We start from the raw sequence: 23,222 nt of genomic DNA, 5'->3' as shown, positions 1-23,222 counted from the left end.
TTTCTTTATTAAAGAAATAATTGTGAGTGGCTACTTTTGAAGTAATTCTTTATTTCCAAAAATTCTGAAGTTTGTTAAAATCCTCCTCATTGTCTTCAGCGTCAGTATAAACATATAGATTATCCCAATAAATAGTACCTTCAATTTTAACGAAAATTTTATAATAACCTTTGTCAAGAGTTTTTATATCAAGTTTAGGATTGCTTAAAGATAATTCATTGAAAGAAAGTTCGGAACTTGATATAATAGATTGTTCGCTATATAAGTTGCTTTTTAAAATAGTGCTGAAGTCAACACTTTGATAAACTTTTTCTGGAGTTGCAGGAACAAACCATATTTCTGTAATGTCTCCTTGCGCCGAAATATAAAGCATATTATTATTGCGCGCGGGATTAGGATAAATTAAAAACTTTTTGTTTACAAGGGTATTTGGGTTTCCTAGTTTTAATCCCATATCGTCTGTAGTTTGTCTAAAATTAACTCCTGTTACGAGATTTATAGAAGTCTTATCAGTTTCAGGAGTCTTATCGTCATTGGTACAGCTTATTGCCAAAATAGAAATAAAAATAAGAAGTGTTTTTTTCATATTAAATAGTATTTTTTATTTTAAAATTGTTTCAACTTTAGTTTCCGATTTCTCTTTTAGCGGACTATCTGGCTGCAAACTCCAAATAACAAGAAATTTTCCTTTTGCCAGATATTCTTCTGGATGTTCAGCTGTTGGCTCGCCAGTTTTTCCCCATAATAATCCTTGAAGGAATCTATCGCCTTTAAAAACGTGATCAAACTCAAAATACATAATAGAACCTCGGTCTGCTTTGCTTTTAAAACTCTGAATGGCTTTACTTTTTACCGTTCCGACAATATTCGCATAAGTTTCAATATCATTATAAAAAGTACAGGCTTGTGGCGTAATGCAGATATTTCCGTCGCTTACCATATAACCGCCTTTCGGAATTTCTTTTGGTTTTAATTTTAAATCAGCGATGGTTTGGCTGAAAGAAGATATTGTAAATAGTGGGAGTAGGGTTAATAGGGTAATTGTGAATTTCATTTGATTTTGGGGTTTGATTTGGGAAGGATAAAAATAGGATTTTTTGAGTTTATTGGTTAAGCAAATCGTTTATAAAACTGTTGACTGTCTTTTGTGTCTACTACAATTGTATTGGCACATAAGTCTCCAAGTCTTTGGTTATATTTGGTGTTTTTTATGAGCAATATTCCTAAAAGCCCGAAAAACCATAAATCAAGAATATCAAATAAATGTCTCAGAAAGGATTGACCGATGGTCAAGCTTGTCGTTTTACTATCTTTTATAGAAATCACACGTAAATCAAATACTTGATTACCAAGTGTTGCTCCAAATTTCACTTCAAATCCAACCATATAACCAAACCATATTGACCAATTGAGTAATGCAGGAAAATCTTGCAGTTCATAACCAGTTTCGTTTTTTTTTCCAAAGTAAAGAAACATAACGAGAGTTACTCCAAGTATTATTGAATAGTCAATTAATCCGGCAAGAATTCTTTTTTTAAGATTTGGTTTTGTGGCAATTTGTTCTGGGGTCATTTTTTGGATTTAAGTTGATACAAACATAATTTATAAAAATTAATATTTGATATTTTTTTTTAAGCGTGAGGGATAGAGGCGGTATCCTTTTGTGAAGTGGAATGGAACAAAAGATATAGCCGAAAGCCCGACCCGGAGGGACACGCCCAAATTAGTATTAATTCTCAAATTATATAAATTCCAAATTCCAAAAACTTTGCGGAGTTTCTTGCGGAGATTTCTCCCTTCGGTCGAAATGACAAACTTAGGCGGAAACTTGGATTGACAAACTTTGCGTGGGCTTCGACTTCGCTCAGCCTGACAATCGCAACTCAAAAAATCTAAAATCTAAAATCAGAAATCTAGAATAAAAAAAATCCCGCCTCAATTAAGAAACGGGATTTTGCTAACCGCATACTTAAGGATTATTTTTTCTTTGTATTGTTAGTAAAAGTATTTCTCTCATTTTTTCTCCCCAACTATTCCAATTTAGCTCTTCTTCGAATTTCTTTCTAGATTGTTCTGCTAGTTCTTTCAGTTTTGAACGATTATTTATAAGTTTTTCAATTTGATTAGCATAATCAATTGATTGGGATTCGAAAGGAAGTGTAAAACCATTTAGGTCGTTTTTAATAATGGAATTAACACCACCTGTATCTGTAGTAATCACAGGAATACCAAAAGCATTGGCTTCGCAAAATACTATTGGAGTACAATCTGCACGAGTAGGAACAAATAGTAAATGAGTTTTATACAAAATATCTAAAAAATTATTGTATTCTTGAGCATTATTTTTATTAAGGAATGGAATAATTTTTATTTTAGAATTTGATACTTCATTTGGCGGAGTGCAGCCACAAATTGTTAACGTAACATCATATCCTTTATTTAATAAAATATTAAAAGTTTCTAATACTATGTCACCGCCTTTTCTTTTCCAATGAACTCCTAGAAATAATAAATTAATTGTACTGTTATAATTTTTTTTTATATCTGTTGAAGCTGGAGCTATATCTATATTTGCACCAAAATTTACAGTAAAAACATTTTTTCTATTAGCATTATAATTATTAATTACATAGTCTGCGGCCCAATCTGAGGAGTAAACTTGAATGGTAGAATTTCTTATTGCTTTACTCTCAATTATATTTGATTCTTTAATGGATAGATCAGATAATCCGGAAAAGGTATCGTAGTAATTACTGATTTGACCGAATGATGTGTCTGATAAGTAGCAAATTGGAATAGAGGTTTTTAAATAAGCAATTTCGGTAGAAGCAGCTGGTGCAAATAATACATCAATCTTTTTGTTTTTAAGTTTTAATTTAATTTTTGAAGCATAAAACCTGCTGGATATTATAGTATGAAAAATGTTATATTTTTTAGAAAATAATTTTAAGTGGATTTTTTCTAATAATTTCTGTGTTTTTAATAATAATCTGCTTTTTTCAATTGGGCCGAAAACATGTACCTCCTCAAATTCATTTAGTAAAGCTTGATACATTCTGTAATGAATTCCTGACCAACTTCTTTTATCACTAGGATTAGTTGAAGTAATAAATCCTACAACTTTTTTTTCTTTCATTTTGGATTGGTTTGTTAGGCTAAAATAATTTTTTATTTAGACTAATAGATTGTTTGAGATACTTTTTTGCAACTAAGTTTTATTATTATCGATAAAATAAAATTATTTAGTTTTAACTATTTTTTTCCTGACATGTTTCATAGAATAGTTCTCCTAATTCTGTCAATATATATGTTGTGTTAGATAAAATATTGACATCTAAATCAACGTCAGTATGAGTTTTTTCATATTTAAATTCATTTGGGATTTCTAATGTTTGTCTTTTCGCATAGAATTCTTTTACTTCTTTTATTAAACCAAGTCTTATTAAGTTTGAGAATTCAAATTCTTTAAATAAATTTTTAGGGACAATTTCTGCTTTATTTGCTTCAAAGCGAATTTTATGTTCTTCGTCCTTCAATGTTTTAAAATCATTTTGTAAACCCGAACGGATAATATAAAGATTTGTCATTTCAGGATCAAAATATTTATTTTCCTTTTCTAATTTGGTTATAATTTTTTCAATACTTTCAAGCTCATTAATTATCGTCATTTCTTTATTTACCTTTTCTGCAAAATAATTTTCAAGCTCAATTTTATATTTTGAGAATCTCAAAACTCTTTTATTGTAAATTTTTTCTAAAGAAAAGAATTCATCTTTTGATAATTGGCTTAATATATACGGAAAGACATTGTTTTGTATATTTTGTTCTGAATCAATAAGGTTAGAAAGTAATATTGACCATTTGTCTTGCATTTCATCATCTTCTTCTAAACTTGAATATTCCAAAAGTGGTGATAAAATTTTGAGAGATATTTTCTTAGGGCTAATATTGTGTTTTATGCAATATTCCTTTGCTTTATTTAACATCTTTACTTGATTTTTAAAACGCCACATTGTGATATGATCTTTTAGAAATAGTCCTGTTTCTTCAATTGATGGCATAATAAGCTTGTCAATAAATTCTTTTGCAATTTCTAAGCCTTTTTCAATAGTTGTTGATTTAAGGTCAATTTTTTTATCCATTATTTAATATTTTATAAAAAGTAAAAGTTTCAAATTTGTTTATTCTATTTACATGCAAACAAAAAAAATCCCGCCTCAATTAAGAAACGGGATTCAATAGATATTCTCTTTTTTTTTATTTTAAACTGTTGCAGCAATTTCTTGTGGCAACGGAATTTGATTTTTAAGTAAATCTTCGAAAGTTTCGTGAGCACGAATCAAGATTCCTTGTCCGTTCATCCAAAGAACTTCAGCTGGTTTGTATCTTGAGTTGTAGTTTGAAGACATTGAGAAACAGTATGCTCCAGCGTTACGGAAAGCTAAAATATCGCCTTCTGTAATTTCTGGGATTCTGCGGTTGTTGGCAAAAGTATCGGTTTCGCAAATGTATCCTACAACAGAGTAAAAACGTTCTTTTCCTTTCGGGTTAGAGATGTTTTCGATATGGTGTGAAGATCCATACAACATTGGACGGATTAAGTGGTTGAAACCACTGTCTACTCCAGCGAAAACTGTTGAAGTTGTTTGTTTCACTACGTTTACTTTTACTAAGAAATGACCTGCTTCGCTTACCAAGAATTTTCCTGGTTCGAAAATTAAAGTTAAATCTCTACCGTATTCTGTACAGAAAGCATTGAATCTTTTAGATAATTTTTTACCTAATTCTTCGATGTCTGTTTCGATATCGTCTTTTTTGTAAGGAACTTTGAATCCGCTTCCGAAATCTAAGAATTGTAAATCTTTGAAGTGTTTTGCGGTATCAAACAAGATTTCAGCAGCATACAAAAATACTTCAATATCTAAAATATCAGATCCTGTGTGCATGTGGATTCCAACGATACTCATTTTTGTATTTTCAACAATTCGCAAGATATGCGGAATCTGATGTACAGAAATTCCGAATTTACTGTCGATGTGTCCAACAGAAATATTAGCATTTCCACCCGCCATTACGTGCGGATTGATACGAATACAAACTGGAATATGTGGATGTTTGGTTCCGAATTGCTCCAGAATTGATAAATTGTCGATATTGATTTGCACACCCATAGCAGCAACTTCTTCGATTTCTTCTAGAGAAACTCCATTAGGTGTAAAGAAAATTTTGTCAGGATCATAGCCAGCGTGAAGTCCTAACTGAACTTCCTGAATTGATACAGTATCTAAGCCAGACCCCATGTTCTTTAATAACTGTAGAATCGCAACGTTAGACAATGCCTTCATGGCGTAATTAACTCTTAAGTTTTCTACCTTAGAGAAAGCTTTAGTTAATCTGTTGTACTGAGATTGGATTTTTTCAGCATCGTAAACATACAATGGACTTCCAAATTGGTCTGCTAACTGCAGTAAATCTTTTGCTTGCATTTTTATAAACTATTTTGAGCAAATGTATTACACTTTTGTCTATCAGCAAATAATTTGCAGAAAAATAACAAATTATAACAAATTGTTTTATTTTGAACAAAAAGTTGCTGTTTTTGGAATTTTGTAACCTTTATAAGTTGCAAAGTGACAGAGGGACAAAGTTACTAAGTTTTTTAGCCACGAATTCACGAATTTTCCTAATTGTAAATACTGTTGAAAATTAAATTATGCTACAGATTACACAGATTAACACAGTTTTTTTATTTAAAAAATGATTTTCGTAATTTTTTAAAGAACATAGCCCACGGTTTCAACCGTGGGAAAAGTATTGTTGCGCATCGTTGAGGATTTGCATTGTGTACCCACGGTTAAAACCGTGGGCTATGTTTGAAATACATTCGAAATAAGATTTTCAAAAAAAATACCAGAAATCTGTGTAATTGCTTCGCCTGTTCGCTATCGCTCGGGTCGTGGCGGAAAAAATCTTTGGAAAAAAAACAAAACCCCTGAATATAAATTCAAGGGTTTGTTGTAGTAGTTATGTTGTTATCGGAATAAAGATTTTTAAGATGCTAAAAGAAAAACTTAGAAGCTTAGAATCTCAGCACCTTAGTAGCTTTAATTTACAAACTTGGTAAATCTCCTTTTCCTTTAGTAGGCAAGTTTGTAGATCCCATAAGGAATAAATCTACTTCTCTTGCTGCTTCGCGACCTTCTGAAATAGCCCACACGATTAATGATTGTCCACGACGCATATCTCCAGCTGTGAAGATATGAGGAACGTTTGTCTGATAGTTATGAGCTTTGTAATTGCTTCTCATATCAGTTTCGATTCCTAATTGCTCGCTTAACGTTTTCTCAGGGCCTGTAAATCCAAGAGCTAATAACGCTAAGTCACAAGGCCAGATTTTCTCAGAACCTTCTTTTTCGATTAGTTCTGGTCTGTTTCCTGGGGTCATTTTCCAAGCAACTTCAACTGTTTTTAATCCAGTTAATTCGCCTTTTTCGTTAGAAATGAATTCTTTAGTATTAATCAACCAGTTTCTGTCACAACCTTCTTCGTGAGAAGATGAAGTTTTCAACTGCAACGGCCAGAAAGGCCAAGGAGTTGACTCGCTTCTTCCAACTGGAGGTTTTGGTAAAATCTCAAAGTTAGTTACCGATTTTGCTCCATGTCTGTTTGAAGTTCCGATACAGTCAGAACCAGTATCTCCACCACCAATAACGATTACGTCTTTACCAGTAGCTTTAACTTGGTCTGGAATAGATTCTCCGAACAGAACTTTAGTCTGTTGCGTCAAGAAATCCATTGCTTGAACAACGCCTTTGCTTTCGATTCCTTTAGTTGGAAGACTTCTTCTTTCAGTTGCTCCTCCGCATAAAACGATAGAATCGAATTGGTTTAATTCTTCAACGCTGAAGTTAACTCCAACATTTACATTCGTTTTGAAAGTGATTCCTTCTGCTTCTAGAATAGCTACACGACGGTCAATAATTCCTTTTTCTAATTTGAAGTTTGGAATTCCGTAACGTAATAAACCTCCAATTGCGTTGTCTCTTTCAAAAACAGTAACGGTGTGACCCGCTCTGTTTAATTGTTGAGCCGCTGCAAGACCTGCAGGTCCAGAACCAATAACCGCAACTGTTTTTCCAGTTCTAGTTTTTGGTGCTTGTGGTTTAATCCATCCTTCAGCAAAACCTCTTTCTACGATGCTTTTTTCGATGTTTTCGATAGAAACCGGATCTTTGATGATTCCTAATACACATGATTTCTCACATGGAGCAGGGCATAAACGACCTGTAAATTCAGGGAAGTTGTTAGTAGACTGTAAAATCTCTAATGCACTCTGCCATTCTTCCTGATGTACCATGTCGTTGAAATCAGGAATTAAATTTCCTAACGGACATCCACTGTGGCAAAAAGGAATACCACAGTCCATACATCTTGATCCTTGTTCTTTTAATTTATCTTTTGGTACCGGAATAGTAAATTCGTTGTAGTTGGCAACACGTTCTGCAACTGCTAAATTACTTTCGTCGGCTCTATTATATTCTTTAAATCCGCCTATTTTACCCATGACATTTAAATAATTTTCAATTTTAAATTCCAATTTTTAAAATTCCAAATTCCAAAATCCTTCGACTCCGCTCAGGAAGACATAGTGAAGAAATCTAAAATCTGAACTCTAAAATCTAAAATTTAACCTGCTATTAATTCTTCTATTTGTTTTTCTTCTGCAATTCGTTTTAATGCTTTTTTGTAATCTGTCGGCATTACTTTTACGAAGTGCTGTGTTTGATTTTCCCAGTCTGCTAAAATTCTTTTTGCTAATGGACTGCTCGTGTACAATGAATGGTTTTTGATCAGTTTTCTTAGTTTAGTAACGTCCTCTTCTTCCAATGGATCAAATGCAACCATTTCCATGTTACATACTGTTGAATCGAATTTCTTGTTCGGATCGTAAACATAAGCCACACCACCGCTCATACCAGCTGCGAAGTTTCTTCCTGTTTTTCCTAAAACTACTACTGTACCACCTGTCATGTACTCGCATCCGTGATCTCCAATTCCTTCTACAACTGCTGTTGCTCCAGAATTTCTCACACAGAAACGCTCTCCTGCGATACCATTAATATAAGCCTCTCCGGTAATAGCTCCGTAAAGGGCAACGTTTCCAATAATGATGTTGTCTTCAGGACTGAAAGTCGCAGTAGGAGGTACTTTTACAATTAGTTTTCCTCCAGAAAGACCTTTTCCTAAATAATCATTACAGTTTCCGTGAATTTTAAATGACAATCCGTTTGTTGCAAATGCACCAAAACTTTGTCCGGCAGAACCTTCAAAATCAACTAAAATAGTGTCATCTGGTAATCCTTGTGCGCCATAAATTTTTGAGATTTCGTTACTCAAAATCGCACCTACAGAACGGTCTGTATTTTTAATTTTGAAGGTAACTCTCGTTTTCTCTTTTCTATAGATAGATGGAATTGCTTCTTTGATGATGTCGAAATCCAATACGTTTTCAAGAGCATGATCTTGAGTTGTTGTATTGTGAATTGGCACATGTTTCGCTTTTTCCGGTTTGTATAGAATAGTTGATAAGTCTAAACCATTTGCTTTATAATGTTTGATAGCTTTGTCTACGTTTAATTTTTGAGACTGACCAACCATTTCTTTTAATGTTCTGAAACCTAACTGAGCCATGATTTCTCTTAACTCCTCAGCAATAAAATACATGAAGTTGATTACGTGCTCTGGAGTTCCTTTGAAATTTTTTCTCAATTCTGGATCCTGAGTTGCAATACCAACTGGACAAGTATTTAAGTGACAAGCTCTCATCATGATACATCCAGAAGCTACAAGCGGAGCAGTAGCAAATCCGAATTCTTCAGCACCAAGTAAAGCTGCGATTGCAACGTCACGTCCTGTTTTTAACTGTCCGTCACACTCTAAAACTACACGGCTTCTTAAGTCGTTCAAGATTAAAGTTTGTTGCGCTTCAGCTAAACCAAGTTCCCATGGAATACCTGTGTGCTGTAATGAAGTTAATGGTGCAGCACCCGTTCCTCCATCATAACCAGAGATTAAGATAACGTCAGCTTTTGCTTTTGCAACACCGGCAGCAATTGTTCCAACTCCAACTTCAGAAACTAGTTTTACGTTGATACGAGCTTCACGGTTTGCATTTTTCAAATCGTAAATCAACTGAGATAAATCCTCAATAGAGTAGATATCGTGGTGAGGTGGAGGCGAAATCAAGCCTACATAAGGCGTAGAGTTTCTCGTTTCAGCAATCCAAGGCACTACTTTTTCTCCAGGTAACTGTCCACCTTCTCCAGGTTTTGCTCCCTGAGCCATTTTGATTTGGATTTCTCTTGCGTTTGTCAAATAGTTGATCGAAACCCCGAAACGTCCAGAAGCAACTTGTTTGATTGCAGAGTTTCTAGAATCACCGTTAATTTCTTTCTGGAAACGTCTTGGATCTTCTCCACCTTCTCCAGAGTTACTTTTTCCACCAATTCTGTTCATTGCAATCGCTAAGTTCTCGTGTGCTTCCTGGCTGATAGAACCGTAAGACATTGCTCCGGTTTTGAATTTCTTAACGATTTCTGTCCATGGTTCTACTTCATCAATAGAAATTGGATCTAAATTGTTGAATTCAAATAAACCTCTAATCGTCATTAAGTTTGAGCTCTGCTCGTTTACAGCATTTGCATATTCTTTATAGCTTTCTGGGCTGTTTAAACGAACTGCCTGCTGTAATTTAGAAATCGTCGTTGGGTTAAACATGTGTTTTTCACCACCACGTCTCCATCTGTAAATACCTCCAATTTCAAGAGAAAGCAAGTTTGCAATTTTTGAATTTGGGAAAGCTTTTTGGAAACGTTTCTTCACTTCTTTCTCTACTTCCATTAAACCGATTCCTTCAATTCTTGATGGAGTGTAAGGGAAATATTTAGATGTAAATGTTTTGTTTAATCCTAAAATCTCGAAAATTTGGGCAGCTCTGTACGAATGTAACGTAGAGATACCGATTTTGTTCATGATTTTTACGATTCCTTTTGCAATCGCTTTGTTGTAGTTTACAACGGCGTAATCTGCTTTTACTTTTGTAATGAAACCTTTTTCCACTTGATCGTGAATGATTTCATTTACCATGTAAGGGTTGATTGCACTTGCGCCATATCCGAACAATAAAGCAAAATGATGTGGTTCGCGTGGTTCAGCAGATTCAATGATGATTCCGAATTTTGAACGAACTTGTAAAATGTTTAAAGAGTGGTGAATATAAGAACAAGCCAATAACATTGGAATTGGAGCTAATTCTTCGCTAACACCTCTATCTGATAAGATAATGATGTTGCATCCGTCTTCAACCGCTTTAAAAGTCGCTTGAACGCATTTTTCAAGAGCACGCTCCAAACCATTAACTCCTTTTTCTATTTTGTATAAAGTAGAAATAGTAGCCGATTTGAAATCTGCGTGATCGATATTTCTAATTTTATCCAAATCCTCATTAGAAATAACTGGATTTTGGATTTTTAATTTTTTACATTGTTTAGATTCGATTTCGAAAATATTGAAATCTCCTCCAATTGCTAAACTGATATCTGTGATGATTTCTTCACGAATACCATCCAACGGCGGGTTAGTAACCTGAGCAAACAATTGTTTGAAGTAATTGTACAACAACTGAGGCTGATCTGATAAAACCGCCAAAGGTGTATCATTACCCATAGAACTGATTGCTTCAGCTCCGTCGCTTCCCATTGGATTAATGATTGTTTTTAAATCTTCAATTGTATAACCAAACAAACGCTGTCTTGTTAAGAAATCTAATTTTTCAACAGGAGTAGGGTTGTTGGTGTAAGGAACTTTAGCAAGTGGCAATAAGTTTTCGTCAACCCATTGCTGGTAAGGACGTTTTGTAACTATCGCTTTTTTCACTTCTTCGTCTTCGATGATACGCCCTTCATTCATATCAACTAAGAACATTTTTCCTGGCTCCAAACGTCCGTGCTGAATTACATCTTCTGGATCAATGTCTAATACACCAATTTCAGATGACATAATTACGAATCCGCTTTTCGTTAAAGTATAACGAGAAGGACGAAGCCCGTTTCTGTCTAGTAAAGCTCCAATTACATTTCCATCTGTAAACGGAATAGAAGCAGGACCATCCCAAGGCTCCATGATGCAAGCATTGTACTCATAGAAAGCTCTTTTCTCAGCAGACATAGTTTGGTGTTTTTCCCAAGCTTCAGGAACAACCATCATCATTGCCTCTGGAAGAGAACGGCCAGTCATTAATAAAAGTTCAACCACCATATCCATAGAAGCAGAATCTGATTTTCCTTCTAAGATAATTGGGAATAATTTTTTGATATCATCGCCAAAAACTTTGCTTTGCATAAGCTCTTCACGAGCACGCATACGGCTTACGTTTCCGCGAAGTGTGTTAATCTCACCATTATGACACATGTATCTAAACGGCTGAGCTAAGTCCCAAGACGGGAAAGTATTTGTTGAGAAACGCTGGTGTACAAGTGCAAGACGAGTTACCAAGTCTGGATCTTTTAAATCTATATAATAACGGCTGATGTCTTCTGGCATCAATAGACCTTTATATATTATAGTAGTTGTCGATAAACTAGTAAAATAAAACATGTGGCTTTCAGAAGTTTTAGATCCTCTTACGGCATGTTCTGCAATTTTTCTAGCTGCAAAAAGTTTTGCATTAAATTCTTGTTCTGTTAAATCCTGTCCGTTTTTAGAAACGAAAACTTGTTTAACAGTTGGTTCTTTTTCTGCGGCGATTTCACCTAAATTTTCAACGTCAACTGGCACATCTCTCCAACCTAAAACTTTTAAGTTTTGATCTTTAATTGTTGCCTCAAATGCATTAATACAAAAAGAAACTTGGTTTTTGCTTTTTGGTAAAAAAACCATTCCTACTGCATACTCACGCGCTTCTGGGATTTCAAAGTCACATACTTTCTTAAAAAAATCATGAGGAATGTCGAATAAAATTCCGGCTCCGTCACCAGTTCTTCCATCAGAACTTACGGCACCACGATGTTCCAATTTAATTAAGATGTCTAATGCTTTGTGAATAATATCATTTGACTTAATACCATTCAAATTACAAATAAATCCTGCACCACAATTGTCGTGTTCAAATTCAGGCAGATAAAGCCCTTGTTCTTTAACTCTCATTCTTGATATTTTTTTTACAAAAATAAAGATTTCGTTAAACATAATGTAGTGAATTTATCTATTCGCTTTCATTTTTATAGGAATATTAGAAAAAGGGTTCTTAAATGATAAAATTATCAGATTAAGCATTGCGAATTATCAAAATCATAATTGCGATTAAAATATATTAAGAAAAATCGTCGCTTAGGTATTGATATCAGTGAAGTTTTTGTTAAATCTCAAACGTTTTAGCGTTTTTGTGTTAACTTTTTAGATACAATTGTTTAATGATTTTTTTTCTTTCGATTTAAATAGGTCAAGAATCAATTAAGGACTAGTTATTAATTTAAAAAAGATTTTACTTTTAAGTTGTATTTTGTTACTTTTGTCGCACTTTTATTCTGAAATAAATTCAGGACCAGACAAATTCTATATTATGAACATACACGAATATCAAGGAAAAGAAATTTTAGCGAGTTACGGAGTACGCGTGCAACGCGGAATCGTGGCTAATAATGCAGTTGAAGCTGTGGCTGCTGCAAAACAATTAACTGCCGAAACTGGAACAGGATGGCATGTAATTAAAGCACAAATTCACGCAGGTGGTCGTGGAAAAGGTGGTGGAGTTAAGCTGGCTAAAAATTTACAACAAGTAGAAGAGTTAGCAGAACAAATCATCGGAATGCAGTTGATTACGCCTCAAACTCCGCCAGAAGGTAAAAAAGTAAACAAAGTATTAGTTGCTGAAGATGTTTACTATCCTGGAGAAAGCGAAACTTCTGAATTTTATGTTTCTGTTTTATTGAATAGAGGTACAGGACGCAACATGATTATGTATTCTACTGAAGGTGGAATGGATATCGAAGAAGTTGCTGAGCACACTCCACACTTAATCTTTACTGAAGAAATTGATCCTTCTGTAGGATTACAAGGTTTCCAAGCTAGAAGAGTTGCTTTCAACTTAGGTCTTTCTGGAAACGCTTTCAAAGAAATGGTGAAATTCATCGATGCATTATACAATGCTTACATTGGTTCTGATGCTTCTATGTTCGAAATCAACCCAGTTCTTAAAACTTCTGACAACAAAATCTTAGCAGTTGATGCTAAAGTAAATATCGACGATAACGCTTTATACAGACAACCAAAGTATGCTGAAATGAGAGATATCCGTGAGGAGAATCCAATCGAAGTTGAAGCTAAAGAAGTTGGTCTTAACTACGTTGACCTTGACGGTACTGTAGGATGTATGGTAAACGGAGCTGGTCTTGCTATGGCAACTATGGACTTAATTAAATACGCTGGTTTTGAGCCTGCTAACTTCCTTGACGTAGGAGGAACTGCAGATGCTAAGCGTGTTGAAACAGCTTTCAGAATTATCTTGAAAGATCCAAACGTAAAAGCTATCTTAATTAACATCTTCGGTGGAATCGTTCGTTGTGACCGTGTTGCTCAAGGTGTTGTTGACGCTTACAAAAACATGGGTGACGCTATCAATGTGCCAATCATTGTACGTTTACAAGGAACAAACGCTGAAATTGCAAAAGAATTAATCGATAATTCTGGTATGCCGATCTTATCAGCTGTTCAATTCCAAGAAGCTGCTGACCAAGTTAAAGCTGCTCTTTCTTAATTAAAATAAGAAATTCAATTCTATAGAAAATCCTAAGCGAAAGCTTAGGATTTTTTGTTCATAGGTTAAATGATTATAAAAGAATAATAACGATGATTCAAATAAATAAGATAATCAGAAATTGGTTTTTCAAATTACTAATTTTGGACTTGTTTCTATTGTTATTCTATTGGCACTTACAGCCCTTCTGCGAACCTTGTTTAGATAAAAATAATTGTCCTCCGTGTATTTCGACAGAACAATATTTTATAATTTATCTAGCAATAGGGTTAAATATATTATTTAGTATTTATTATTTTTTTAAACGCAAAGTACGCAAAGCTATATAGATAAAGCTTTGCGTACTTTTGTATTAACATAAATACTTGGTAAAAAAACTTAGTGGACTTTGCGTAATTCTTTGTGCTCTTTGCGGTTAAATTATTCGCAACACTATTTCAAAACAGTAGACAATTCTACAATTTCAAATGCAGGATCGTGCATTATAAATTCTCTAATAATTGAAGCATGACCAGCGCCGACCAAAACCATTATTTTAGTATCAGTACTTTCAGTTAATTTCTGAATTAAAGAATACATATATAAATTTCTTTTGTACCAATTTGCAACCAAAGATGGTCCTGCAAAATCATCTGGATTTCCAGCTCTGTTAGCAACTTCCAAATACCACTGAAGATTTTCGTTTTCGGCTTCTTTTGTATTGTAATATAACATCATTTCTTGTAAAGTGCTTTTTTTGATTTTTTCGTTATGTTGTTTTTCAAAATTTTTTGTTGATTCATCATTTCTTTTTATTAAATCTTTTTGATTTGCTTTTTCCATTGCAATCATTAAACTATCATATCGAAAAGGAGTATAAAGATTCATCCCATACAATTTTTTATGATTTAATTTTTTAGCCGTACGAAGCGCCAGTTGAGTTATTTCGCTTTTGTTAGTTTTTAAAAGACTATCCGTGTTTTTATTGTAAAACTTGTCTAAATCGGCTTGTTTTTTAAATTCCCATTCGACAAATATTTTATCCGGACCAAATTTTTTGATTTTGTCACTCATTGTTTCGAGTTCCTTTTGACTTTCTTCAGACATGATATTGAAACTATTTATTTGAGCCACATCAAGACCGGGATTGGCATAATGAAAAGTCCCAACCAATAAAATTTGCTTTTTCTTAGTTTGAGAAGAAGCGATGTTAAATGTAATAAGAGCTAATAATAAAATGATTTTTTGCATGATTTTTTGTTTTTAAATTTAGGGCAAATGTATTGTGTCTTTTGACCTCTATTTTTTGTTTTTGATGAACCTACGATTTCATTTTATAAACTCATAAAATTTATTGCGTAATAATTTCGTGTATCGTTTTTGATAGTTCATCCCTAAAAAAATACCTTTTAAATAAATATAATTTTCTATTAAAGCCATAATTGTATTTTTGAATCAATTATCAAGTGCTATGAAATCAAAAATTCCTTTTTATTACCATATTGTCTTTTTCTTTTTATTACTTCTAACCTATATTTTATGGGATATTGGACTTAATGACAGAAAAATAGAAATCGTAATGAACGGAATGTATTATTGGACAACGGTAACGTATATGTTAGCTGTGTTTTGTATTTACCTTCTCAATTTTTATTTCTTTTGTAAATGGTTTTTAAACAAGAAGAAATTACTATTTTACCTACTTAGTATTCCGGTTTCATTATTGCTTTTTACAGCTGTTCGTTATTTTTTACAGGAAGTAGTGATGTATAATATCACTGGAGAGCACAACTACTACAAAGAAGCAAGAGAAATTACATATTATATAAAAGATAATTTTTTCTTCGGATTGCCAGCTGTAATTTTAAGTGCATTGACTTTTTTGTTTTGGCAATATCAAACGACGCAACATCAAAATCAGGAATTGCTTTTGGAGAATAAAAAAGCCGAATTTCAAATGCTAAAAGCGCAAGTTAGTCCGCATTTTTTGTTTAATACTTTGAATTCTTTTTATAGTCAATTAATTTTGAAAGACGATAAAATGGCTGATGATATTTTGGTGCTTTCTGACTTGCTTCGTTACGTGATTACTGAGACAGATAAAGATGAAGCTATACTTTCAAAAGAGATTCAGTTTATTCAAAACTATATTCATTTACAAAAGAAAAGATTTGAAGATCAGCTGTTTTTAGATTTTTCAGTTGAAGGTGACTATTCAAATGAAAAGATTCTTTCTTCGGCTTTAATTCATTTTGTGGAGAATGTTTTCAAACATGGAAAATTCAATAAAGAAGAAGAAAAGGCTAGTATTTCAATTCGGATAAAAGAAGATTTTTTGGAGATTACAACTTTTAATTATTTTAACGAAGGAGAAAATTATTCTTCAACTGGAATTGGTTTTGATAATTTGACCAAAAGATTAGAATACACGTATAAAGACCAATTTATTCTTGAAAAAACAGAAGAAAATAATACCTTTAAAACTTACTTAAAAATACCGCTAAAGAAGTAATTTATGGCTTTTAAATGCATAATTGTCGACGACGAACCGCCAGCAACTCGAATATTAGAAAACTATATCGGGAAAGTAAATTTTCTCGAAAAAGAGGGCGTTTTTAATGATTCGCTAAAAGCATTAGAATTTCTAAATTCAAAATCTGTAGATGTTATTTTTCTGGATATTCAAATGCCGCAATTGACAGGTTTACAGCTTTCTAAAATCATTTCAAAAAATATAAAAGTGATTTTCACAACTGCTTATCCTGATTTTGCTTTGGAAGGATTTGAATTAAATGCTGTTGATTATTTATTAAAACCGATTTCATTTGAGCGTTTTTACCAAGCTGTTTCTAAATTGAATTCTGAACCAAAATCAGAAACTGTAATTGCTCCAAATTCTCCAGATTTTATTTTTATAAAAACCGACGGAAAGAATAAATTTCAAAAAGTATTTTTATCTGATATTTTGTATGTAGAAAGTCTGCAGAATTATGTTTGCATTCATACTTCAAAACAACAAATTATAACGCATTCGTCATTAAAAAATGTAATTGAATCGCTTCCGTCAACTGATTTTATTCAAATACATAAATCGTATGTAGTTTCGTTGCAGCATATAGAATCAACAGATAACTTTTCTGTTTTCGTAAATGGAAAAGAACTGCCTATTGGAGCAACTTTTAAAGATGCTTTTTTTGATAAGATCGAAGAGAATAAAATATAGTTTTTACCGAAAGATTAAAACGGAATGTATATCGTAGAGACGCATTGCAGTGTGTCTACGCAAAGTTTAGCGATGTGGTTACGTTACGTAAGATGCACTGCAGTGCATCTCTACAATAAATTCTGTGTAAAAAAATATAGCCACAGATTAAAAAGATTAGAAGGATTTAAAAATCTGTGTTAATCTTTTAATCTGTGGCTAAAAAATATCTTAGCGCGATTGCTGTTAAATCACCAGTTAAGATTTTTTCTTATTGCCGTTTTTGAAAACCACTTTTTCTACAACCACTGGTTTTCCGTTTCCTTTTGGGAATGATTTCTTTTTAGGTTTTCCAGCTGATGATCCTGATTTTGATGGACTTTGATCGCCTCTTGCTCTTTCAGAATCTTTAATAGCAGGTTTAAATTCCTTTCTCTCAGCAGTATTTTCTTTCTTCGGAATTTCAGCTTTATGCTTCGCTAAAACATCTGTTGGATTTTTCGGATTTTCTTTCGTTCCTCTCAAATGAATTACCAATCCGTTTAGGAAGTTTCTCAAAACCTGATCGCCACATTCCATGTAATTTGGATGGTCTTCGGCTCTAAAAAAAGCACCCAATTCTGATTTAGAAATTCTAAAATCTACTAATTCTAAAATTTCAACTATTTGGTCATCACGGAGCATCAAAGCAACGCGAAGTTTTTTAAGTATATCGTTATTTGTCATCGTTTATTTTTTACAAAGGTACGTTTTATTTTTTTGCCACAAATTCCACAAATTTGCACAAATTTCCCATTTTTAGAGAAAATAGAATTTGCGAAAATATGTGTAATTTGTGGTAACAGTTCTAATTATCTAAAACGCTAATCAGTTTATCTAAATCTTCTTTTAAGTGATTTGCGGTTATTACAATGCGATTTAATGGTTCGGCTTCTTTGGTATATCTAAAACTGGCAATAATGATGTTTTCTTCTTTTAATTTATGAACTAATTCTTTCGATAACAAATAAATTAGCGGATAGCTCTTGTCAAACTTAACATTATCATTTTGTACTAAAATCGAATTGATATAATTTAAATTATCAAGCAGTTTTTGGTGCTGTTTTTTATAAATTTCTGAAGCATCTGAAAGTGTCTGTACAAAAGCAGGGTTCATTCCCGCGGCGCTTGTAAAAGTTTCGATTTCTTTTATTTCTTGAATAAATTTAGCATCTGAAGCAATTACTCCGCCCGTTAATCCGAAAGCTTTTCCTAGAGACGAAACGAGTATTTTTCTTTTTATTGGAAAATTAATTGACGAATAAATTCCAGAACCATTTTCTCCGATAATTCCTAACGAATGGGATTCGTCCATAACCAGCGTAATTTCCTTTTGATTTGAAATTTCTTTTAATAAAGATAAATCAACAGGTTTGGTTTGAAACGAAGGTACGCCATCGGTCAGAATCGTTATTTTTTCAAATTTCGAATCTAATAAACGCTCATTTAGTTTTCCATTTACAAATACAGGAAGACTGTTTTCAGTCTGGATAGCCGAATGAATTTCATTTAAATGAAAGAAACAATCGGTTTGGCCTTTTAATTTTTCTAAAACCAATTTTCCAGCCAGCATTCCAGAAGAAACCGTAACAGCATCTTCAGAACCAATATGTTGAGCCAAGAATTTTTCGCCCGCAGTATAAGCGCTAAGTTTTACATTAGCAGTTCTGGAGCTTCCGTAAGTGGTTCCCCATTTTAAAATGTTCTGAACGACTAAATCTTGAAAAGCAGAATGAGTTGGAAGTCCTAAATAGGCAGTTCCTCCAAAATACAAAAACTGTTTTTGGTCAATTTCAATGATTCGATCTGGAAATTTTTCGACTGTCATTTTAAAGTAATGTAACGCCCGTTCCGTTTAAATCTGAATAACTTATAACACCATCTTTTATCGTAACTCCCGTTGCAATATCTTCAGCCAAAAGCAAAGCGCCATCCATATCAACATAATCCAATTGAGGAAGCAAATGCGCAATCGCAGAAATTCCAACGGTAGATTCGGTCATACAGCCCACCATAGTTTTTAAACCTAATTTTTTAGCTTCTTCGATCATGCGTTTTCCAGGAGTAAGTCCGCCGCATTTTACCAATTTTACATTTACACCATGAAAATGATTGAAACATTTTGCTACATCTTCTTCAATAATACAGCTTTCGTCTGCAATAACAGGAAGTACAGAATGTTTGAATACTTCCTTGTGGGCTTCCCAATTATCAGCTTTCATAGGCTGTTCTAGAAATTCGACTCCCAGTTTTTTTAATTCAACAGCATTGTTTATCGTTTCATCAACCGTCCATCCGCAGTTGGCGTCAATTCTGAAAATGGCGTTTGTGTGTTTTCTAAGTTCTTTTACGATTGCAATATCTTCCTTTGTGCCCAATTTAATTTTGTAAATCGGCCAAGGCAGTTCTTTCATTTTAAAAACCATTTTTTCTATAGAATCAATTCCGATCGTATAATCAGTCAGCGGATTATGATCGGTTTTGTAATTCCATAACTCGTATAATTTTTTGCCTTTTTTGCGAGCATACAAATCATTATAAGCCAAATCTAAAGCGCATAATGCAAACATATCGTCTTTTAAATACGGATGCATTTTTGCCCAAAAAACTTCTGGAGTTTCATTTTCGGTGCTTTCAATAATTGACCTAATTTTTTCTAAATCCTGAATCATCATCGGAACCGTAATATGATAATATGGGTTAGAAGTGGCTTCTCCAAAACCAGAAAAACCATCGCTTTGGAATTCTACAATTAGAGAAGGCTGTACATCAATAGATTCTCTAGAAATAGTGAAAGTGTGCTTTAGTTTGAGATTATATTCTCGTAAAATAAGTTTCATTTTGGGGTATTTTTTATTTTTTAATTAGTAGCCTAGCCAAAGTAGCGCTTCAGCAAAATGATCGCGCCACAGTTTTTCATTATGTTCTCCGCCTTTTACAATTTTCGTTTTATCCAAATGAAGACAGTAGCAGCGTTTGGTATCTAATAAACGTTTCATTTTAGTTAAATCGTTTACCATATCATCACTTTCTTTGTCTCCACATAAAAAATAGATTTTAGTCTTTATTTTGGATTGTTTTTCCGCGAAAGCGTAAATATCATTCGAAAACCAAAAAGAAGGAGAAAAAACGCCCGCTTTACCAAAAACATCAGGATATTTTAAAGCGCCATAAAACGAAACCAATCCGCCAAGCGAACTTCCGAAAATAATAGTATTTTTAGCTTTTGTCTTGGTTCTGTAATTTTGGTCAATATGCGGTTTTAAAGTTTTTACGATAAAATCTAAATAATTATCGGCATTTCCTCCGCCGTATTTTTCGTTTTTAAAAGGAGTAAGTTCATCGATACGTTTTTCGTTTCCATGTTCGATTCCCACAACAATTACAGGAGCTTTTAAGCTGTCTAATTTTTCGTCAATATTCCATTCGCCAACAAAAGAAGTTTTGGCGTCAAAAAGATTCTGTGCATCGTGCATGTAAATGACGCTGTATTTTTTCTTGAGATCTTTTGAATAATTTTCAGGAAGATAAATCCAGATTTTTTTTGAAGTATGGAGCTGAGGCGCTTCAATTGTAAAAGTAGAAACATTTTTTGAAGCCGTGCTTTGCGCTTTTCCAATAAGAGTAAACAGAAGTAAAACCGCTAAGAAAATCCTCTTCATTATCCGTGTTTTGTATTTTTATTTAAAAGCAATATTTTAGCTAAAAATAATAAATTGATGAATACAGAAGCAGAAAAAAGAAGTTTACTTTTAGAAATGATTATGTTCGCTACAGTTGATGGTCATTTGCACAAACGTGAGCTTGATTTTTTAAGACTTGTAGCTTTAGAGTTAAGTATAAGCGAAGCAGAATTTCAAGATTTGTTTCATCAGGAAACCGAAACAATTCCAATAAAATCAGAAATGCAGCGTATCAATCAGTTTTACCGATTAGCTTTATTAATGCATATAGACGGCATTTTGCACGAAAGAGAATTTAATGCCATTCAGCAGATTGCTTTAGAAATGGGATTAAACCTTTCGGCGGTAAAACGTGTTTTGGAAATGATGAAAAAAGCGCCAAATACAATGATTAATCCAATTACATTGCTGGAGATTTTTCAGGAACAGCATAATTAAGCAAGCTGTTCCTGTAGTTTTTTAATTTCATCACGAAGTTTGGCAGCTTGCAAGAAATCCAGTTCTTTTGCTGCTTTTTCCATAGTTTTGCGCTTTTCGCGAATCATTTTCTCCAATTCTGATTTAGACAGATAAGCTGTTTCTGGCTCTGCTGCCACAGGAATTGGATGTCCTAATTCGTACTCTACCAAAGGATTTTTGGTGAAAGCACTTTCGATTTTCTTATTTAAAGGCTGCGGAACAATATTATTTTCCACATTATAATTCATCTGTTTCGTTCTTCTGTAATTGGTTTCGTCGATTGTTCTCTGCATGCTTTCTGTAATTTTATCTGCATACATAATCGCTTTACCGTTTACATTTCGAGCTGCACGACCAATAGTTTGTGTCAGCGATTTTCGGTTACGCAAAAAACCTTCTTTGTCAGCATCTAGAATAGCAACAAGAGAAACTTCGGGTAAATCTAAACCTTCACGAAGTAAGTTTACACCAATCAAAACATCAAAAAGTCCTTTTCGCAAATCCTGCATGATTTCGATACGTTCTAAGGTGTCGACTTCAGAGTGTATATAACGGCATCGAATGCTTACTTTAGTTAAATATTTGGCCAATTCTTCTGCCATTCTTTTGGTTAAAGTCGTAACCAAAACTCTTTCGTCTAACTCGCATCTAACTTGAATTTCTTCAATCAAATCATCAATCTGGTTCAAACTCGGACGGACTTCAATCACAGGATCTAATAGTCCAGTTGGACGAATAATCTGTTCGACATAAATACCATCCGATTTTTGCAATTCATAATCGGCTGGAGTTGCAGAAACATAAATCACCTGATTTTGCAATGCTTCAAATTCCTCAAATTTCAACGGGCGGTTGTCCATTGCGGCAGGCAAACGGAAACCGTATTCAACCAAGTTTTCTTTTCTGCTTCGGTCACCTCCGTACATGGCGTGAACCTGCGAAACCGTTACGTGACTTTCATCTACAACCATTAAAAAATCACTTGGAAAATAATCTAATAAGCAGAAAGGTCTTGTTCCTGCTTCACGGCCGTCAAGATATCTTGAGTAGTTTTCGATTCCTGAGCAATATCCTAATTCTCGAATCATTTCAAGATCGAAATTGGTTCTTTCTTCCAGACGTTTCGCTTCAAGATGTTTTCCAATTTCTTTAAAATAATCTACTTGTTTGACCAAATCCTGCTGAATTTGCCAAATGGCACCTTGTAAAACTTCTGGCGAAGTCACAAACATGTTTGCCGGATAGATTGTTAAACGCTGAAATTTTTCTATTACTTGAGAAGTTTTGGCGTCAAACGCTTCGATTTCTTCGATTTCATCTCCAAAAAAATGGATTCTGTAAGCATCATCAGCATAACTCGGATAGACTTCGACCGTATCTCCTTTTATCCTGAAAGTTCCGGGATTAAAATCGGCTTCTGTTCTGGCATATAAACTCTGAACCAAACTATGCAATAATTTGGTTCTCGAAATAACCTGATCTCTTTTGATTTCGATTACGTTTTTCTGAAATTCAACTGGATTTCCGATACCGTATAAACAAGAAACGGATGCTACAACCAAAACATCACGTCGCCCTGAAAGGAGGGAAGAAGTAGTGCTCAAACGCATTTTCTCCAATTCCTCATTGATAGATAAATCTTTTTCAATGAAAACTCCCGTTACAGGCATAAAAGCTTCTGGCTGATAGTAGTCGTAGTAAGAAACGAAATATTCAACAGCATTATTTGGAAAGAATTGTTTGAACTCTGAATACAATTGCGCCGCCAAAGTTTTGTTGTGAGCCAAAACCAAAGTAGGTCTTTGTACTTCCTGAATTACATTGGCAACGGTAAACGTTTTTCCGGAACCTGTAACTCCTAATAAAGTTTGATATTTATCTCCGTCGATCACTCCTTGTGCCAGTTTTTGTATGGCTTGTGGCTGATCTCCTTTTGGACTATATTCTGAGGAAACTTGAAATTTCATTTGCGTGGGCTGAAAATTTGGATTGTAAATATACGAAGATTAATTGGTTTTACTTTTAGCCACGACCCGAGCGATAGCGA

18 protein-coding genes are annotated in these 23,222 nt (G+C 33.7%); 4 read left to right on the top strand and 14 right to left on the bottom strand.

Features of this window, described 5'->3' with window-relative positions; genetic code table 11:
* Positions 1-49: 49 nt before the first annotated feature.
* From AC3E9W_RS10635 to gltB, 8 genes are all read right to left on the bottom strand, one after another.
* Positions 50-586 carry a hypothetical protein gene (locus AC3E9W_RS10635; protein ID WP_488768322.1) on the bottom strand — a complete coding sequence of 179 codons (537 nt, stop codon included), beginning with the start codon at positions 584-586 and terminating at the stop codon, positions 50-52.
* Positions 587-601: 15 nt separating this feature from the next.
* Positions 602-1,054: a hypothetical protein gene (locus tag AC3E9W_RS10630; RefSeq protein ID WP_488768321.1), complete on the bottom strand. Its 453-nt coding sequence runs from the start codon at positions 1,052-1,054 to the stop codon at positions 602-604.
* 56 nt (positions 1,055-1,110) lie between these two features.
* Positions 1,111-1,572, bottom strand: a complete 462-nt coding sequence (locus AC3E9W_RS10625; RefSeq protein ID WP_488768320.1) for an RDD family protein — start codon at positions 1,570-1,572, stop codon at positions 1,111-1,113.
* A 397-nt stretch (positions 1,573-1,969) separates the two neighbouring features.
* Positions 1,970-3,136 carry a glycosyltransferase family 4 protein gene (locus tag AC3E9W_RS10620; protein ID WP_488768319.1) on the bottom strand — a complete coding sequence of 389 codons (1,167 nt, stop codon included), beginning with the start codon at positions 3,134-3,136 and terminating at the stop codon, positions 1,970-1,972.
* 112 nt (positions 3,137-3,248) lie between these two features.
* Positions 3,249-4,142, bottom strand: a complete 894-nt coding sequence (locus AC3E9W_RS10615) for an Abi-alpha family protein (protein WP_488768318.1) — start codon at positions 4,140-4,142, stop codon at positions 3,249-3,251.
* Between the two features lie 120 nt (positions 4,143-4,262).
* Positions 4,263-5,486 carry a diaminopimelate decarboxylase gene (gene lysA, locus AC3E9W_RS10610; RefSeq protein ID WP_306158754.1) on the bottom strand — a complete coding sequence of 408 codons (1,224 nt, stop codon included), beginning with the start codon at positions 5,484-5,486 and terminating at the stop codon, positions 4,263-4,265.
* Between the two features lie 623 nt (positions 5,487-6,109).
* Positions 6,110-7,564: a glutamate synthase subunit beta gene (locus AC3E9W_RS10605; protein ID WP_306158926.1), complete on the bottom strand. Its 1,455-nt coding sequence runs from the start codon at positions 7,562-7,564 to the stop codon at positions 6,110-6,112.
* A 122-nt stretch (positions 7,565-7,686) separates the two neighbouring features.
* Positions 7,687-12,204, bottom strand: coding sequence for a glutamate synthase large subunit (gltB, locus tag AC3E9W_RS10600; protein ID WP_488768317.1), 4,518 nt, complete (start codon positions 12,202-12,204; stop codon positions 7,687-7,689).
* Positions 12,205-12,619: 415 nt separating this feature from the next.
* Between gltB and sucC the strand changes: the two genes are divergently transcribed.
* Positions 12,620-13,813, top strand: a complete 1,194-nt coding sequence (sucC, locus tag AC3E9W_RS10595) for an ADP-forming succinate--CoA ligase subunit beta (RefSeq protein ID WP_306158749.1) — start codon at positions 12,620-12,622, stop codon at positions 13,811-13,813.
* A 432-nt stretch (positions 13,814-14,245) separates the two neighbouring features.
* Here sucC and AC3E9W_RS10590 read toward each other — a convergent pair whose 3' ends face one another.
* The gene (locus AC3E9W_RS10590) at positions 14,246-15,043 is read right to left on the bottom strand and encodes a DUF5694 domain-containing protein (RefSeq protein ID WP_488768316.1); all 798 of its coding nucleotides are present in this window, start codon (positions 15,041-15,043) and stop codon (positions 14,246-14,248) included.
* Between the two features lie 220 nt (positions 15,044-15,263).
* Between AC3E9W_RS10590 and AC3E9W_RS10585 the strand changes: the two genes are divergently transcribed.
* A complete protein-coding gene (locus tag AC3E9W_RS10585) occupies positions 15,264-16,304 on the top strand; it encodes a sensor histidine kinase (protein ID WP_488768315.1) in 1,041 nt (346 codons plus the stop codon).
* Between the two features lie 3 nt (positions 16,305-16,307).
* A complete protein-coding gene (locus AC3E9W_RS10580) occupies positions 16,308-17,015 on the top strand; it encodes a LytR/AlgR family response regulator transcription factor (protein WP_488768314.1) in 708 nt (235 codons plus the stop codon).
* Between the two features lie 237 nt (positions 17,016-17,252).
* Here AC3E9W_RS10580 and AC3E9W_RS10575 read toward each other — a convergent pair whose 3' ends face one another.
* The 4 genes from AC3E9W_RS10575 to AC3E9W_RS10560 form a co-directional block, all read right to left on the bottom strand.
* Complete coding sequence (locus AC3E9W_RS10575) at positions 17,253-17,720, bottom strand: DUF1456 family protein (RefSeq protein WP_488768313.1); 468 nt, start codon at positions 17,718-17,720, stop codon at positions 17,253-17,255.
* Between the two features lie 121 nt (positions 17,721-17,841).
* Positions 17,842-18,861 (bottom strand): aminotransferase class I/II-fold pyridoxal phosphate-dependent enzyme, encoded by a 1,020-nt coding sequence (locus tag AC3E9W_RS10570; protein WP_488768312.1) that lies wholly within the window; start codon positions 18,859-18,861, stop codon positions 17,842-17,844.
* A gap of 1 nt (position 18,862) precedes the next feature.
* The gene (locus AC3E9W_RS10565; RefSeq protein ID WP_488768311.1) at positions 18,863-19,873 is read right to left on the bottom strand and encodes a dipeptide epimerase; all 1,011 of its coding nucleotides are present in this window, start codon (positions 19,871-19,873) and stop codon (positions 18,863-18,865) included.
* Positions 19,874-19,897: 24 nt separating this feature from the next.
* A complete protein-coding gene (locus tag AC3E9W_RS10560) occupies positions 19,898-20,695 on the bottom strand; it encodes an alpha/beta hydrolase (protein WP_488768310.1) in 798 nt (265 codons plus the stop codon).
* 57 nt (positions 20,696-20,752) lie between these two features.
* Between AC3E9W_RS10560 and AC3E9W_RS10555 the strand changes: the two genes are divergently transcribed.
* The gene (locus AC3E9W_RS10555; protein WP_306158737.1) at positions 20,753-21,154 is read left to right on the top strand and encodes a TerB family tellurite resistance protein; all 402 of its coding nucleotides are present in this window, start codon (positions 20,753-20,755) and stop codon (positions 21,152-21,154) included.
* On the opposite strand, the gene uvrB is transcribed toward AC3E9W_RS10555, so the two are convergent.
* Positions 21,151-23,142, bottom strand: coding sequence for an excinuclease ABC subunit UvrB (gene uvrB, locus AC3E9W_RS10550; protein ID WP_306158735.1), 1,992 nt, complete (start codon positions 23,140-23,142; stop codon positions 21,151-21,153). The two genes, AC3E9W_RS10555 and uvrB, sit on opposite strands and share 4 nt — an antisense overlap.
* Positions 23,143-23,222: the final 80 nt, after the last annotated feature.

Source organism: Flavobacterium sp. 38 (genome assembly GCF_057799715.1).
This window is presented reverse-complemented; position numbering and strand designations above follow the sequence as displayed.

Bases quoted from the DNA above. Each gene is read 5' to 3' on its own strand.
- AC3E9W_RS10635 (WP_488768322.1), bottom strand. From the start codon at position 586: ATGAAAAAAACACTTCTTATTTTTATTTCTATTTTGGCAATAAGCTGT.
- AC3E9W_RS10630 (WP_488768321.1), bottom strand. From the start codon at position 1,054: ATGAAATTCACAATTACCCTATTAACCCTACTCCCACTATTTACAATA.
- AC3E9W_RS10625 (WP_488768320.1), bottom strand. From the start codon at position 1,572: ATGACCCCAGAACAAATTGCCACAAAACCAAATCTTAAAAAAAGAATT.
- AC3E9W_RS10620 (WP_488768319.1), bottom strand. From the start codon at position 3,136: ATGAAAGAAAAAAAAGTTGTAGGATTTATTACTTCAACTAATCCTAGT.
- AC3E9W_RS10615 (WP_488768318.1), bottom strand. From the start codon at position 4,142: ATGGATAAAAAAATTGACCTTAAATCAACAACTATTGAAAAAGGCTTA.
- lysA (WP_306158754.1), bottom strand. From the start codon at position 5,486: ATGCAAGCAAAAGATTTACTGCAGTTAGCAGACCAATTTGGAAGTCCA.
- AC3E9W_RS10605 (WP_306158926.1), bottom strand. From the start codon at position 7,564: ATGGGTAAAATAGGCGGATTTAAAGAATATAATAGAGCCGACGAAAGT.
- gltB (WP_488768317.1), bottom strand. From the start codon at position 12,204: ATGAGAGTTAAAGAACAAGGGCTTTATCTGCCTGAATTTGAACACGAC.
- sucC (WP_306158749.1), top strand. From the start codon at position 12,620: ATGAACATACACGAATATCAAGGAAAAGAAATTTTAGCGAGTTACGGA.
- AC3E9W_RS10590 (WP_488768316.1), bottom strand. From the start codon at position 15,043: ATGCAAAAAATCATTTTATTATTAGCTCTTATTACATTTAACATCGCT.
- AC3E9W_RS10585 (WP_488768315.1), top strand. From the start codon at position 15,264: ATGAAATCAAAAATTCCTTTTTATTACCATATTGTCTTTTTCTTTTTA.
- AC3E9W_RS10580 (WP_488768314.1), top strand. From the start codon at position 16,308: ATGGCTTTTAAATGCATAATTGTCGACGACGAACCGCCAGCAACTCGA.
- AC3E9W_RS10575 (WP_488768313.1), bottom strand. From the start codon at position 17,720: ATGACAAATAACGATATACTTAAAAAACTTCGCGTTGCTTTGATGCTC.
- AC3E9W_RS10570 (WP_488768312.1), bottom strand. From the start codon at position 18,861: ATGACAGTCGAAAAATTTCCAGATCGAATCATTGAAATTGACCAAAAA.
- AC3E9W_RS10565 (WP_488768311.1), bottom strand. From the start codon at position 19,873: ATGAAACTTATTTTACGAGAATATAATCTCAAACTAAAGCACACTTTC.
- AC3E9W_RS10560 (WP_488768310.1), bottom strand. From the start codon at position 20,695: ATGAAGAGGATTTTCTTAGCGGTTTTACTTCTGTTTACTCTTATTGGA.
- AC3E9W_RS10555 (WP_306158737.1), top strand. From the start codon at position 20,753: ATGAATACAGAAGCAGAAAAAAGAAGTTTACTTTTAGAAATGATTATG.
- uvrB (WP_306158735.1), bottom strand. From the start codon at position 23,142: ATGAAATTTCAAGTTTCCTCAGAATATAGTCCAAAAGGAGATCAGCCA.